The sequence below is a fragment of the Paenibacillus ottowii genome, from assembly GCF_006874425.1.
Classification (GTDB): Bacteria; Bacillota; Bacilli; order Paenibacillales; family Paenibacillaceae; genus Paenibacillus; species Paenibacillus ottowii.
Genome location: NZ_VIJZ01000001.1, coordinates 53,026 through 67,156, shown reverse-complemented (window position 1 = coordinate 67,156; position 14,131 = coordinate 53,026). Strand labels below are relative to the sequence as shown.

Sequence of the window (14,131 nt, the reverse complement as noted above, 5' to 3'; positions counted from 1 at the left end):
CTAAATAAACATTTGTTGTAATAGTGCTTTCTTCTGTTCTTGCAAGTGTTCCAGCTTACGCTGATGAAGGGTGATAAGGTTGTCTAAACTTCGAAATAATGATCCAATTTTCACTTGTTCATCATTATCAAGGGGTACTTTAATTTCAATTTCTGCTAAATCATTTGAGTTGATTGCAGGATAACTTGTACCCGTACTTCTATCTAGAACAGTCTTAACGAATAACTCTTCTTGCACACGGCTAAGCAAGAAATAACTATCAATACTTGGTCGCATTTGTGCATAACCAGTTGAGAAAACATAGTTATCATAGGGCAAGTCATACAAATAATTGTTCTTTTGATAAGGACGAACTGTTTGATAAAAGACATCTCCAAGTTGTGCTAACCGTTGAGCTCGAGATGGTGCAGATTCTTTTGATTCAGTACGATGACCAATCAAATTAGTACCTACAACAGATTCCAAATCAACGTATTCAAATTCGTCTGGCAACATTGATTTAGGATTAAATTCAGCAATCTCACACAACCTACGCTGTTCCCAAGCGTCAGTGAATCCAGGAAAACGAACTTCAGGAAAATCTCCGCCATTTTTCGGAAACATTCTTTGGAGCAACCCAGCCTTCAAATTTTTTGCGTTATTTAACTTACGCTGATGAAGGGTGATGAGGTAGTCTAACTGTTCAAAAAAGTTTCCTATTTTAGTTTGTTCTTCTTTATTTGGTGGAAAATATAATTTCAAATTTCCAAACTCAGAAAAACTAATTGATTTTCCATCCCTAATCCCAAAAGTTACAGTTTTAAGCAATTCAATAAATTTAAATGTTTTAAATTGAGTTTTCCAAAATAAATTATCCTGTTCTTTAGTTTCTTTAGGTACAAAAATAGTATAGGCAGGACTAGCAATACCTAATTTATCAGATAATTCAAATCCTCCTTGAAACGAACGTAAACTAATTACAAAATTACCAGGTTGTATAACCTTATAATTTTTTAATGTCAAAGGATCGTATTTAATATCAATTCCAACTTCTGCTCTGTAAACTACGCCTGACTCTTGAGTCACAGACAAAACTGGTAATTTCTCATGTCCTTTCTCAACTATCGGATTAAATATATCTTTAGCCTCACGCTGTTCCCAAGCATCAGTGAATCCAGGAAACCTTAATTTAGGTACATTTTCTTTCTTTTCACTCATTGCTGTTCTCCTTGGATGTTCTTAATTTAAAACCTTTTTGAATGCATTTATCTGTGGTATGTGCAATTTCTGCACTAACCAATTTTTCAATAGTTGAAGTGGTATTTTCCAAATTGGAAACAACCATATTCCTACTATAATCTATTGATGCATTCTTACACTAATCGGTTTCGATTAGTTTACCTCTCTGCCAATTCATCCGCCAGTTCGTAAATTGCGTCGCGCAAACCGTTGCGATATTTAATTTTAGATAATGACTGCACTTCTTCATCATGAGCAAGTGTCTTATAGTCAGAACTGGCTTGAGCGATTATATCACGGATTTGACCCGTATCATCCAAGTCTTGTAAGCCATAGCGATGGCGACTAAACAACTCTCGCATTTGAGCACTTGTGATAATATCTGTGATCCCCCACTTCACTCGGAAGTCAAGAAACCTTCGATCCAGGCTGACGTTGTTCGCTTGCTGGATGATATGTTCACTGTCACTCAGCTTCACAGGATACTTGAAGTCAGAGCCTGCAGGTGGGAAGTGACCTTTGATGATTGCAGTAGCTGCATTCATAATTTTAGTCGCATAGTTACGATCATCCAACCCATTGGCAAATTGATTAATTTTTTCTTGCGTCTCTTTGGCTTCTTCATCTTTGCCTTCGTGGACTTCGTTCAATAATCGTTCCACGAGTTCAGTAAGATAATCATAGTCAACTCTAATATCCTTCACATGTGTCATCCGCAGTTCGATTTGATACATAGGAATTTTCTTCTCTTTAGCAATATGCGACTTAAGTTCATTGGTTAAGACTGTTGTTAACATAACTTCTTGCTCCGAGGTCATTCCTAACTTCTCTACTAGTTCATCTGGATTATCGTAGTTAAATCCGACTTTTTCACCATCAACTTCATCTGGATCATATTGCTTTAATTTTGCCATTCCTCTGTTATATTCACGGAGCAAATCGAGCATCTCGTCCTTTTTCTTTTCAGATGGAGGCAACTGTTGAAAATCAGATGTTAAGCTACCTAGCTTCCCCACCACTTCTTTCACACCATTAAATACATCTTCAAATGGTTTGGCAATGATACCGTCTTTCTGATTAGACTGACGTTGTTCTTCTTCAGACAAAATGGCTGAGTTCTTATTGGCATAAACAGCAAGTGCTTTATTCATTAACTTCTCATTTTGAGCAGGCCATCGGTAATTTACCACACGTCCCCATGGCTTCTCTTGCATATCTGCAATACGATTCGTTCTTGAATAGGCTTGAATTAACCCAGCACCTTTCAAGGTTCGATCCACATAAAGTGTGTTAAGTTCAGGTGCATCAAAACCAGTCAATAACTGGTCAACCACAATAACCAAATCGAGGAAATTTTGATCGGTGACCGATTTATTTAATCGCGAAGTCACGTCTTGGGTATAGCCAGAAACATCATCCATTCCAAAAGATGTGCCAAATTCAGCATTATAAGCTGTCATGGCATGGTGCAAACCTTGATTTGTGGCAAGCATACTATCATTGTTTGACGTGTTTTGACTAAATGTCACCGCAACTTTTAATGTTTGTCCGCCATTCTTCTTATTTTCTTCGTTGACACGTTGAAACTCCTTAAAATACATCATTGCCATTGGCGTACTTGCTTTACCACCACCCACATGAGTTGTGAACAAAGCATTATACTTGCCTTCATTAGAACGATTACGCCAATTTTTGAAAATGTCTTGCACTACTAATTTAATATGATCCGAATTTTCATCGTAGAAACTGGGTTCAACAGCATCATCCATATCTTCTTGGGAAAGATTGTTGATTTTCTCTTGAATTCGTTCTTCATTCCAGTTGGGATAGCGTTCACGGTAGAACGCAGGAAGATATTGTTCTTTCATTTGTTTTTCGTTAATTGTTGTCTCAAAATCCACCTTGAATCCTAACACATTACGGTCAGCAATCGCTTCACGAATGGTATATGCATGTAATAGTGGACCAAAAATATCTTCTGTTCGAAGACCAGTGGTAGTTTCATCAAACATCGGTGTTCCCGTATAGCCTACCCAAGCAGATTTCTTAAAAGCTTTTTGGATATTCTTGAATGAGTCACCGCCAGTTGAACGATGGGCTTCGTCCACGATAAATACGATATTCTTATCTGGAGCTTGAAAGGTTTTGCGTTTCACCAAAGTATCTAGTTTTTGAACCGAAGTAACAATAATGCTATTGTCTTTACTTTTAAGCTTGCGACTCAAATCAGTCGTATTGTCTGTGTTTTGAACGCTACCAAATGTGTCTTCTGTCGCATCAGGATCATAGGCTTTGTAATTTTCATTGGTTTGCTTGGTTAAAGCAATTCTATCCACAACAAAGACAACCTTGTCCACCTTCGGCATACGACTTGCCAGCCATGCCGTTTTGAAGCTTGTGATCGTTTTACCAGATCCCGTTGTGTGCCAGATATAACCGATTTTATTGGTACCAAGTTCAAAATCTGAACGTTTCAAGCCCTCGATCACATTTTGTGTCGCATACACTTGATACGGACGCATCACTTTCAACGTTTGTTTGTTCTTTGTTCCGTCCAAAATCATGTAGTTAGTAGCCATTTGATGCGCCATTGGAATCGAAAGCATAGAATCAGCAAATTCTTTCCAGTTACGCACGATGGTATTGTCACTCTTGCGTTGCCAGTTAAAAGCAAAATCCTTATTAAATTTATCTGCCGTCGTATTCGCCATATACTTCACATTATTTGGTGTCATTGCCACCAAAATTTGCAAGGTTGAGAAAATATCACGATACTGATGATCTGCAGCATATTGCTGCATCTGATTGAGCGCTTCATCGACATTACGCGTATCACGCTTTTCTTCAATTTGAATGATTGGTAGACCATTAATCAAGAGAGTTGTGTCAAAACGACATTCTCCTTTTCCTGTGATCACTGATGGTCGTTTGATTTGATTGACCACTTGATAAACGGTATCTCCAGCCCCTATTTGTTTTTGATCAAATACAGTAAGAAACACATGACGTCCATCATCTAAATCTATTTCGATTTGCGACACTCCATTTAAACCATATAAGAACTGCCCTGCTTCGTAAGGTGTCTGAATATCAGAGATAATTTTCTTAACTTGATTAAATTCCACCACACTTAACGGATGGTCAAGCGTATTCTGATTGTGTTGTTCCAGGATCGCCTTGAAATTATTCCAGAGTTGTTCTGTAGATTTAATATGCGGTTCGTATTTCCAGAATTTCGTTTTCACTATGTAGCCAGCACTTGATTCTTTGATATCAAAGTTATCCGTTCCTTCAGAATGTTCTTGTTCTGCAATTGTGCCACTCGTCAGGTATTGAATTAATTCTGTTTCAAATTGATTCTCGGTCATTTATTGATTGCCCCCCTAAGCTTTTCTAATACTATGGTAGTTTCCAAATTTGCCACTCTAATTTTCAATGCTTCTAGTCGCAATTGGTTGAAATAGAGTTCACCGATTATGCGCTGTTTTTCTATTGTTGGCAGATCTGGTAGCTCAAGCTCTTTCACTTGTTTCAGTGTGTATTTTAGAACTTGAGACCCCTGTAGCCCCATTTGAAACTGTTTCTTAATGAATTTATCTTCATTAAGTAAGTAAACAAGATATTTTGAGTCAACCTTTTCATCAGTTACTAATTTAACGTAGTTTTGCGTGTATAGATAACCCTGATGCTGCACACCAACTATAGTAGATTTTCCCGATATCAAACTAAAAACAATATCCCCTTGACATAGCGTACTGACCATATCCAAGGTTCGTACTTGTTTGCTGTCACTACCATTAGAATCAATACCAACCAAATCATCTTCAATATCTTGTTGTCCATAATAGGTATAAAGTGGTGCTTTATCATCAAACACTTCTATAATTCTAAATTGAGGTGAACCACTCACGAACTCTACTATACTATCTAATCTCTTCATATAAATTTGTGCCTTTCTTAAATTAACTTTTATTGTTGATACTTGTATCTTATAAGATTGTTTCTGAAAATGCAAGCGATAGTTCTTTTAATTTTAAAAAATTACGTTTTTGTATGTAGAAATCATAGTGATAGTAAATTTTATATAGAAAAAGTTGCCTGCCCCGTTAAAGAGCAAACAACTTTTTGTTTTTGTAGCCAGTATTAAATTATTTAAAAATGCTTTAAGGCATTCTTAATCATATCTACCTTATTGGTATCATGTGTTTTGCGGGAGAGCGATACAATCGCCTCCACAAGTCTCTACCTGTAATGACAATTCTTGCTCCGTTGCTGTATACGCCAATACACCTTAACTATTAGTCTTTTCTGACCAACAGCGCAACACTTTCCACATGAACCGTATGCGGAAACATATCTACAGGCTGTACTTCCACTGTACTGTACCCGCCATCCTCCAGTATCCTTAAATCCCGCGCCAGTGTGCTTGGATTGCAGGATACATACACCACGCGCCCTGGCTTCATCTCCAGAATAGTGTCGAGCAGGCGTGGATCGCAGCCCTTGCGGGGTGGATCGACGACGATAACGTCGGCAGTGATCCCTTGCTCTTTCCATGCAGGAATGACGTCCTCGGACGCGCCTACCTCAAACTTCACATTGCGCATTTCGTTCAATAGCGCATTACTCCGTGCATCGTCAATGGCTTCTTTGACGATCTCCACCCCATACACCTGGTCCGCATGCTGAGCGAGGAACAAAGAGATCGTGCCGATGCCGCAATATGCATCAATTACCGTTTCCTTGCCCGTGAGACCGGCATATTCGACGGTTTTGTTATACAGCACTTCCGTTTGCACGGGATTCACTTGATAAAAGGATCGCGCGGAAATCGCAAACTGGACGTTTCCAATGTAGTCGTAGATCACGTGACGACCCCACAGTACACGAGTCTCGTCGCCAAAAATAACGTTCGTTCGCTTCGTGTTCACGTTCTGGCATATGCTTGCCACGTGTGGGATATGCTCACGAATACTGCCGATCCACGCATCTGCGTGCGGAATATCTCGTCCATTCGTGACGAGCACCAACATCATTTCACCTGTGCGAAACGCAGTTTTCACCACGACATGACGCAACAGCCCGCGTCCGGTTTCTTCATTATATGCACTGATGCCCAGCATTCGGCCAATCTCTTTGACCCGTGCGACAACTTCGTCATTGCGCTCGTCCTGAATGAGACAGGTGTTCATATCCACGATACGATGGCTGCCACGTGCGTAGAAGCCACCGACAAGCCCGCCCTCGGTGACACCAATCGGCACCTGGGCTTTGTTGCGGTACCGCCACGGCTCACTCATACCAAGTGTAGGATGCACGAGTACGCCTTGTACACGCGACATGCTGTCGGCATTTCCATCCGCATTCATGGCCGAATCAGAAGTCGTGACTGTATCGGCCTCACCATCTGTATCCGCAGATGCAGCCAAAATCTCTGCAGTATGCTCACTGGACTCCGTAGCCACACTCAGCTTCCCAATACGCTCCAGCACATCCACCACATGCTGCCGCTTCCAGCCCAGCTGCGCTTCGTAGCTCATATGCTGAAGCTGACAACCACCGCACTGATCGTAGATGGCGCACGGAGCTGCAATTCGATCCGGGCTAGCCTGCGCAATATCCAGCAGCTTGGCATAGCCATACTGCTTTTTCGTTTTCAGCACCTTGACCCGTACTTTTTCACCCGGTAACGCACCCGGAACGAACAGCGTAAACCCCTCGACACGCCCCACACCCTCGCCATCGTGGTTCATGCCGATGATGTCTATTACGACCTCATCGTTCTTTTGCACAGGCAGATCCAGATACTGTGCACTAGAACGGTTGCGATTGAAGGCTTCCTGACTTCGCCCACCGTTGGAAGAACGATGAGAATCTTGCCCTATTCCCCTCTTTTTCCGATCCGAATCATTCACATTTCCATCCGTATTTCCATTGCTATTCCCATTTCTTCTTTCGACTTGAAGCATCTTATTCCCAGTCCCAACACGTGACTTTTCCAGTTCTCTCTCTTTTTTCACCTGCATGATCTTGTTGTGCTGCTTTCCTGGAACTGGAGTTGCTGTTGCTGTATTCCGGCGGCTTTTTCCACGTCCGCTACGGTTATTCGTCATGATGGTCACTTCTTTCTGTTCTTCTTTTCTCACTTATCTTCAATCAGCCATATCATTCAAATCGTCATGTAGACGACGTTTAAACATCAACTCGAAAATGCCGTTACTCCTCACGGAGAACGGCAAGGACCGATATATTTCCTACAAAAAAACAACTATCTTCTCTACGCTCTGTATATCGAACTGCTCAAATCAACAAAAACAGAACTATTTCCGTTGATTTCCTTACCGAAACACATTCAAATGATGTGGAAGATTTCGGAAGGTCGCTGGCAGTGTGCCTCCTAATTCGCCATCCAGGTTAAGCTGAACATAACCAGGTGAGGTCACTTCCATGTAATCTGTTCTGAAATAAACGATTTTCTTGTCCTGCAAATGCTCTCCGCGCAGGGCAAGTGTAACCAAGCGGATCATTTCCGCCAGATTGCATTTGCGCACAGCGATGACATCGAGCAGTCCATCATCTATTGTCGCCCCGGGAGCAAGCTTTTCAAACCCGCCGACCGAATTCGTATTGGCGATCAGGAAAAGCATAAACTCATCGTGGATCACTTCCTGACCCGATGCCTTGATGATCAGCTCCTGTGGTGCAAGGCTGACCATCTTCTCCATACCTTTGAAATAGTAGGCCAATTGGCCAATCATCGTTTTGAGCTTGCTTGGAACTTCATACGTAAGCTCGGTTAAAGTACCGCCGCCTGCGATGTTGATAAAATAGCGGTCATTGGCTTTTCCGATATCCAGCGGCTTCGGATTTTGACGAATTACGAGGTCACAATAATCCTCCCAATGCCTGGGAATGCCCAGTGCTCTGGCAAAATCATTCGTTGTCCCTAGTGGAAACACACCTAGAGGTGGGCGGTTTTCCCTTTCAGCCATCCCGTTAATAACCTCATACAATGTACCATCGCCACCTGCGGCAATGATCATATCATACCCACGCTCAATGGCCTCTGTTGCAGCACGCGTTGCGTCCCCTTCCCCTGTAGTTGCATGGCAAGAAGCCTCAATTCCACCTTCATCCAGGCGCTGCAGGACATCCGCAAGGCGACGCTTCATTTCCTCACGCCCAGAGGTCGGGTTGTAGATTAATCTAGCTCTTTTCATTCAGTTACGCCACCCGTATATTTAATGATATTTATATTCACATAGCAATTCATCAAATTCAGTCTGTACAAAATATCATCATACTGGAAAAAGGCCTCTTTTACAATAAAAGAAGCCATTCACTATCCAAATAAGGGAATTTCAGGTTGGGAACACCATCGCCAAATTCAGATTATTTATTATCGGTCCACGCTTGCTTCTCCATGCTCTGTAACAGTTCACGAATTTGTCTGTCCATCCAGCTTGTAAGCAAAGGATGCGGCAATAAAGGATCTCCTGAATAACGGTAATCCAGCCCCTGTAAGCGTTTAGGAATCATATGACTTGTAAAATAACCAGAACTCAAAAACAGCGGTGCCACAATAACATTATGACCCCGCTCCTGATTCCAATACGCTGCCTTATCATGCACACGCTCGGGATTTAGCAAAGCGTGGTCTGTGATGATCCCACTCACGTCCTGCACCGTACGGGCCAACGAGGAAATCCCCCGCTCCCAGCGCTGAAGAAAGCCATTGTGCACGCTCCCGTGTCCTACGAGTAAAATAACCTCTCTCGCAGGATCAACCGACAACGGGCGAACCTTGTCCCACACCATGCGGGCAACATCTTCACCGTCATCCAATGGACTGCCAAAATATACACGTGCCTTTATTCGAAAGGGTTCCAGATCTGTTTCTTTGTCTGGTGCAGCCTTGACTCCCAGCGCATAGCTTATTTCATCTACATGCGTACTGCCTGACGACACAAACAAAGGAATAACCAGTATATCTGTTACCCCCAAGGATTCCAGACGATCAATGCCATTTTGAATCAATCTTCCTTTAACCGTTTCCAAAAAAGAAACCTCTACCGGCATTTCTTCCAGCAATTGAAGCTTTGCAACTGCCTGATCCACCTGTTCCACCCAATATGGCTCCCTAGAGCCATGGCTGATGACCAGTATCCCAGGGTTCCGCATTAGCGACCCAAACGTTCCAGAGTCATTTTATACCCGTCATTCCCATAGTTCAGGCAACGCTTCACACGTGAAATGGTGGCTGTGCTGGCGCCTGTCTCAGCTTCAATCTGATTATATGTGCTGCCTTTGCCAAGCATACGGGCAACCTCCAGACGTTGGGAGAGGGATTGGATTTCATTAATCGTGCACAGATCATCAAAAAATACATAGCACTCTTCCAAATTTTTAAGAGTTAAGATAGCTTCGAATAATTGATCAATACTTTTATCATTAAGCTTTTTGAGCTGCATAGATTATCATCTCCCAAAGGTTACAATCTCTCCTCATTGTACCTGAGAAATAGTTAGTTTTTCAAGCATTAACGGTTTCACGCATCACAGAACAACATTACATGACCACAGAAGCATACCGTACGAATGCCCAAATCCGCTTTTATACCTGATTTCAGGACACGTGCCTAAACCCACTGTGCGTTTGTTACATACAGTAGAGTATCAATCTGCAAAGGAATGTGATCTCATGCCTGGACATTACTACCATCGGAGAGCGCAAACGCGTTCCATCTCCGATCCGTATAATTCAACTTCTTATCCTGGACTCGATCCCTACAGCGAGGTTCCGCAAGCCGATTCCTCCGCAGTGGTACCTTATGAGGCACCAGCGAGTGTAACAGATTCCACCGTGATCACGCCAGACCCCGCCCCGGCCAAAGGAGGACTGCTTGGCGGTCTTGGCGGTCTTGGCAGTCTTGGTAATCTCAACGATATTAAGGGTTTAATTGACCGTATGGGCGGTATTGACGGGATTGTTGCTACTGTCGGCAAGGTACAAAAAATCATGTCTAGCGTGCAGCAATTTGCTCCGATGGCAAAACTGATTATGGGCGCGCTCCCCGCATTCAACAAAAACGCAAGCAAAAATTCCAAAACAGAGTTTACTGAGGAACTGGATGAATATACACCACCACGCCGACGCCGGAAAAAGACAAAGCGCAAAAGCACCACTACACCGCGCAGACGTCCGCGCAAGCGCACAAGAAAGTAGGCTGTTTTATTTAAACCAGCCTCGGCGAATAAACCACACCACCATCGCAACACTCAATAAGAACATAAAGAACATTACGCTAAAATATCCATATTTCCAGCCCAACTCGGGCATATTGGAAAAATTCATACCATAGATTCCTGCAATCAACGTTAAAGGCATAAAAATAGTCGTAATTACAGTTAGCGTCTTCATAATTGAATTCATTCGATTGGAATTAAGCGATATGTAACTGTCTCTCAGGTCGGCTGTCATCTCGCGGTCGGCCTCCAGCATGTCTGTCAGCTTCAATAAATGATCATAGATATCCGTAAAATAAGCCATATGTTCCCCCTGACCCTGCACATGCTGCGAATTTAAAACACGGTACATCAGATCACGCATCGGGACGATTGTACGGCGCAGCTTGAGCAACCTGCCACGCAGGTCAAACACCTGCTTCATTAATTCCTCTACCGATTCATGTGCGCCCAAACCTTCCAGCTCGGCTAGTTCATCCTCAATGATAAAAAGGCTCGGAAAATAGTTGTCTACCAGCTTGTCCATCACCGTATAAGCTGCAGCCAGCGGTCCGCGAGACCATATTTTGCGTTCATGCGCATGCTCGACAATCCGTTCCCAGGCCTGATCCAATTCCTCTTGTTCACGATGGTGATAGGTAACCAAAAAACGGCTGCCAATAAACATATCTACCTCTTCCGCCTCTAATGTATCCGCATCAAGCGCATGCACTACCAGAAACTGTACATCCTCGTAATAATCCAGTTTGGGACGTTGTAGAACATGCATACAATCCTCCACAGCCAGCGGATGAAAATGAAAATAACTCGTTAGCAGCTCTGACTCGCTCTCTGTAGGCTCGTTAAAGTCGGCCCAAATCCATATGTAATCTTCCATGACAATCTGCTCTAACGGTTGTCCCACCGTCATCTGATGATCATGATCTATAGTCAATGTACGTATCACCGTATGTCCCCCTAGCTTCAATACTGCCGTCTTATATGTCATTTATATTTTATATAAGCCATTCCACATTATACAAATCTCAAGTTCTATATTTCTATACACTAAATAAGAAAAGGACATGTCAGGTTCAATCCCCCTAACATATCCTTAAAATAATTGGTCGTTATCACTTAAATCCTTTTTCATTTCTTATACAGTTGTGGGATGCCCAGGTTCCACCATTCAAATCAAATGATGCTTACTCGCTATACCCCCTCGGCGCAGCAAGCAAAGCGCTGCGCCGATTGCCTCTGTCTATCCCCACTCATAAAAGTGGGGCAGCTTTTGCAAAGAAAGGAGCAGATTCAGTGGGCAGTAGCGGAGCGGTACATTTGAATCTGGAGAAGCGAAGCGCTCGCCTTTGCCCCTGAATTCTAACCTTTTCATGTGTTATACAATCCAAAAAAATTCAGGGGAAACAGCGATCGGAAGATCAAATGGAACGCAGAGCGTCTCACAACGAGATCCCGCCTACATCCACAAACCCTGCCCCATTTTCAATTCTCTTACAATACCTTCTCCAAGAAACTAATGGTCCGCTCGTTTTTCGGATTTCCAAATACCTCTTGTGGCGTTCCTTCTTCTACAATATAGCCACCGTCCATAAACACGACACGGTCGCTTACTTCCCGTGCAAAGCCCATCTCATGCGTTACGATCATCATTGTCATACCTTCGCGAGCCAGATCTTTCATTACGCCGAGCACTTCGCCGACCATTTCAGGATCAAGCGCCGAGGTTGGCTCGTCGAACAGCATAATGTCAGGATTCATTGCCAGCGCTCTTGCAATCGCCACACGCTGCTTCTGACCGCCGGAAAGCTTCCCTGGCAATACATCTGCCTTATCGGCCAAACCTACCCGATCCAGCAGCTTCATCGCCGTCTCACGGGCTTGTGCCTTCGTCTGTTTGCCCAGCTCAGTCGGTGCGAACATAATGTTCTTGAGCACCGTCATATGCGGGAACAGATTAAAGTGCTGAAACACCATCCCTATATTTTCACGGACCTTGTTAATGTCCACGTTTTTGTCACCCAATTTGTAGTCATCGACGATGACTTCGCCAGCCGTAATTTCCTCCAGCATGTTCATACAGCGTAAAAAGGTACTTTTCCCTGAACCTGAAGGACCAATGACACATACAACCTCGCCTTCACGTACTTGCATGTCGATGCCTTTCAGCACCTGATTACTGCCATAGCTTTTTTTCAGGTTTTTAACGATAATTTTACCCACGGCGAACTCTCCCTTCAAGACGGTTGGAAATTTTGGTCAGGACTGTAATGACGATGAGATACATCACCGCAACGACCAGCCAAATATCAAAGGATTGGAACGTCCGCGCAATAATGATTTTACCCGATTGGGTCAATTCGACCAGACCGATAACCGACAGAATGGACGTATCCTTCAACGTAATAACCAACTGATTGATAAACGAAGGGATCATGATTTTCACAGCTTGTGGCAAAATGATCTTCAGCATGGCTGTCCGATACGGCAAACCAAGCGAACGAGCTGCTTCCATTTGTCCTGGATCAATGGACTGAATACCCCCGCGGATAATTTCGGTCACATAAGCACCAGCGTTCAGGGATAACGTCAATACCGCAGCGACAAAAAGCGGCATTTTAAAGTCGAGTGCCTGTGGAATACCGAAGTAAATAAAGAATGCAAGTACGATCAGTGGAATACCACGGAATACATCAACGAAAACCGTTGCAATCCCGCGGAACACTTTGTTATGGCTAACCTTCATAAAGCCAAACACCAATCCCAGCAAAAAGGCTACGAGCAAGGATACCAGGGTGTACAACAGCGTATTTCCCATCCCTTTGATCAACGCGGGCAGCGAAGCTGAAATAAGCTCCCAGCGGCTGCGTTCTACAGGAGCCACGCCTTTGCCGGATTCACCAAGGTATTTGGACATGATTTTGTCGTATTCCCCGCTGTTGCGGAGATTCACAAGCCCTGCATTAAATTTCTCCAGCAGCTCGGCATTTCTGCCTTTGTTGACAGCGAAGCCGTAAGAACCGCCTTTTTCCTTATCGGTCACCAGCTTAAGACCATTATTCTGAGTCACACCGTAGGCCAGTACCGGAAAGTCATCAAAGCAGGCAACCGAATTACCTGTTTTAACTTCATCATACATTTGAGATGAATCGTCAAACGGAACTGTAGTAAAGCCATATTTAGCCTTAATGGATTCCGCGAACGTATAGCCTTCTGTTCCTGTTTTGACAGCGACACGCTGTCCCTTCAAGTCCTCATAGCGTTTAATCGTATCATTATCCTTGCGGACCGCCATGACAACACCCGAGTCAAAATAGGGCTCGGAAAAATCAAATTTTTGCTTGCGTTCATCAGTAATACTCATCCCGGCAATGACACCATCCACTTGATTCGTTTCAAGGGCCTGCACTGCCGCGTTAAAGCCAAGTGGCTTAATGGTATACTCAAAATTCTGATCCTTAGCAATAGCTGCCAGTAAATCCATGTCAATTCCGACAAATTTACCATTAACATCTTCAAACTCAAAAGGCGCGAACGTTGTATCCGTGCCGATATCATATTTTGTTTTATTTTCTGCGTGGGCCACTACACCGAAATTACCGGCCAGGGCAACCACAGAAAACAAACAAATCATGAGTGCTATTAGTTTTCTTGGTTTTTGCATAAGATCC

At 43.3% G+C, this 14,131-nt stretch carries 11 protein-coding genes; 1 reads left to right on the top strand and 10 read right to left on the bottom strand.

Features of this window, described 5'->3' with window-relative positions:
- From FKV70_RS00325 to FKV70_RS00295, 7 genes are all read right to left on the bottom strand, one after another.
- Positions 1-1,197 carry a restriction endonuclease subunit S gene (locus tag FKV70_RS00325; RefSeq protein WP_142611456.1) on the bottom strand — a complete coding sequence of 399 codons (1,197 nt, stop codon included), beginning with the start codon at positions 1,195-1,197 and terminating at the stop codon, positions 1-3.
- Between the two features lie 179 nt (positions 1,198-1,376).
- Positions 1,377-4,586 carry a type I restriction endonuclease subunit R gene (locus FKV70_RS00320; RefSeq protein WP_142611455.1) on the bottom strand — a complete coding sequence of 1,070 codons (3,210 nt, stop codon included), beginning with the start codon at positions 4,584-4,586 and terminating at the stop codon, positions 1,377-1,379.
- Positions 4,583-5,158: a restriction endonuclease subunit S gene (locus FKV70_RS00315; RefSeq protein ID WP_142611454.1), complete on the bottom strand. Its 576-nt coding sequence runs from the start codon at positions 5,156-5,158 to the stop codon at positions 4,583-4,585. Before FKV70_RS00315 ends, FKV70_RS00320 begins: the two co-directional genes overlap by 4 nt.
- A 358-nt stretch (positions 5,159-5,516) precedes the next feature.
- The gene (rlmD, locus tag FKV70_RS00310) at positions 5,517-7,331 is read right to left on the bottom strand and encodes a 23S rRNA (uracil(1939)-C(5))-methyltransferase RlmD (protein WP_142611453.1); all 1,815 of its coding nucleotides are present in this window, start codon (positions 7,329-7,331) and stop codon (positions 5,517-5,519) included.
- Positions 7,332-7,556: 225 nt separating this feature from the next.
- Entirely contained in the window at positions 7,557-8,438 is an 882-nt protein-coding gene (locus FKV70_RS00305) for a diacylglycerol kinase (RefSeq protein ID WP_063209803.1), read from the bottom strand.
- Between the two features lie 172 nt (positions 8,439-8,610).
- Complete coding sequence (locus FKV70_RS00300) at positions 8,611-9,399, bottom strand: sirohydrochlorin chelatase (protein ID WP_142611452.1); 789 nt, start codon at positions 9,397-9,399, stop codon at positions 8,611-8,613.
- Positions 9,399-9,689, bottom strand: a complete 291-nt coding sequence (locus FKV70_RS00295; RefSeq protein WP_007428885.1) for a YerC/YecD family TrpR-related protein — start codon at positions 9,687-9,689, stop codon at positions 9,399-9,401. Before FKV70_RS00295 ends, FKV70_RS00300 begins: the two co-directional genes overlap by 1 nt.
- Before the next feature lie 229 nt (positions 9,690-9,918).
- On the opposite strand from FKV70_RS00295, the gene FKV70_RS00290 reads away from it, so the two are divergent.
- On the top strand, positions 9,919-10,443 hold the full coding sequence (locus tag FKV70_RS00290; RefSeq protein WP_142611451.1) for a tyrosine protein kinase: 525 nt from the start codon (positions 9,919-9,921) through the stop codon (positions 10,441-10,443).
- Positions 10,444-10,449: 6 nt separating this feature from the next.
- Here FKV70_RS00290 and corA read toward each other — a convergent pair whose 3' ends face one another.
- From corA to FKV70_RS00275, 3 genes are all read right to left on the bottom strand, one after another.
- Positions 10,450-11,409: a magnesium/cobalt transporter CorA gene (corA, locus tag FKV70_RS00285; protein WP_142611450.1), complete on the bottom strand. Its 960-nt coding sequence runs from the start codon at positions 11,407-11,409 to the stop codon at positions 10,450-10,452.
- Positions 11,410-11,954: 545 nt separating this feature from the next.
- On the bottom strand, positions 11,955-12,683 hold the full coding sequence (locus FKV70_RS00280) for an amino acid ABC transporter ATP-binding protein (RefSeq protein ID WP_063209795.1): 729 nt from the start codon (positions 12,681-12,683) through the stop codon (positions 11,955-11,957).
- Entirely contained in the window at positions 12,676-14,124 is a 1,449-nt protein-coding gene (locus FKV70_RS00275; protein ID WP_064795828.1) for an amino acid ABC transporter substrate-binding protein/permease, read from the bottom strand. The genes FKV70_RS00280 and FKV70_RS00275 overlap by 8 nt, the downstream gene beginning before the upstream one ends.
- Positions 14,125-14,131 lie beyond the last annotated feature (7 nt).

Bases quoted from the DNA above. Each gene is read 5' to 3' on its own strand.
- FKV70_RS00325 (WP_142611456.1), bottom strand. From the start codon at position 1,197: ATGAGTGAAAAGAAAGAAAATGTACCTAAATTAAGGTTTCCTGGATTC.
- FKV70_RS00320 (WP_142611455.1), bottom strand. From the start codon at position 4,586: ATGACCGAGAATCAATTTGAAACAGAATTAATTCAATACCTGACGAGT.
- FKV70_RS00315 (WP_142611454.1), bottom strand. From the start codon at position 5,158: ATGAAGAGATTAGATAGTATAGTAGAGTTCGTGAGTGGTTCACCTCAA.
- rlmD (WP_142611453.1), bottom strand. From the start codon at position 7,331: ATGACGAATAACCGTAGCGGACGTGGAAAAAGCCGCCGGAATACAGCA.
- FKV70_RS00305 (WP_063209803.1), bottom strand. From the start codon at position 8,438: ATGAAAAGAGCTAGATTAATCTACAACCCGACCTCTGGGCGTGAGGAA.
- FKV70_RS00300 (WP_142611452.1), bottom strand. From the start codon at position 9,399: ATGCGGAACCCTGGGATACTGGTCATCAGCCATGGCTCTAGGGAGCCA.
- FKV70_RS00295 (WP_007428885.1), bottom strand. From the start codon at position 9,689: ATGCAGCTCAAAAAGCTTAATGATAAAAGTATTGATCAATTATTCGAA.
- FKV70_RS00290 (WP_142611451.1), top strand. From the start codon at position 9,919: ATGCCTGGACATTACTACCATCGGAGAGCGCAAACGCGTTCCATCTCC.
- FKV70_RS00275 (WP_064795828.1), bottom strand. From the start codon at position 14,124: ATGCAAAAACCAAGAAAACTAATAGCACTCATGATTTGTTTGTTTTCT.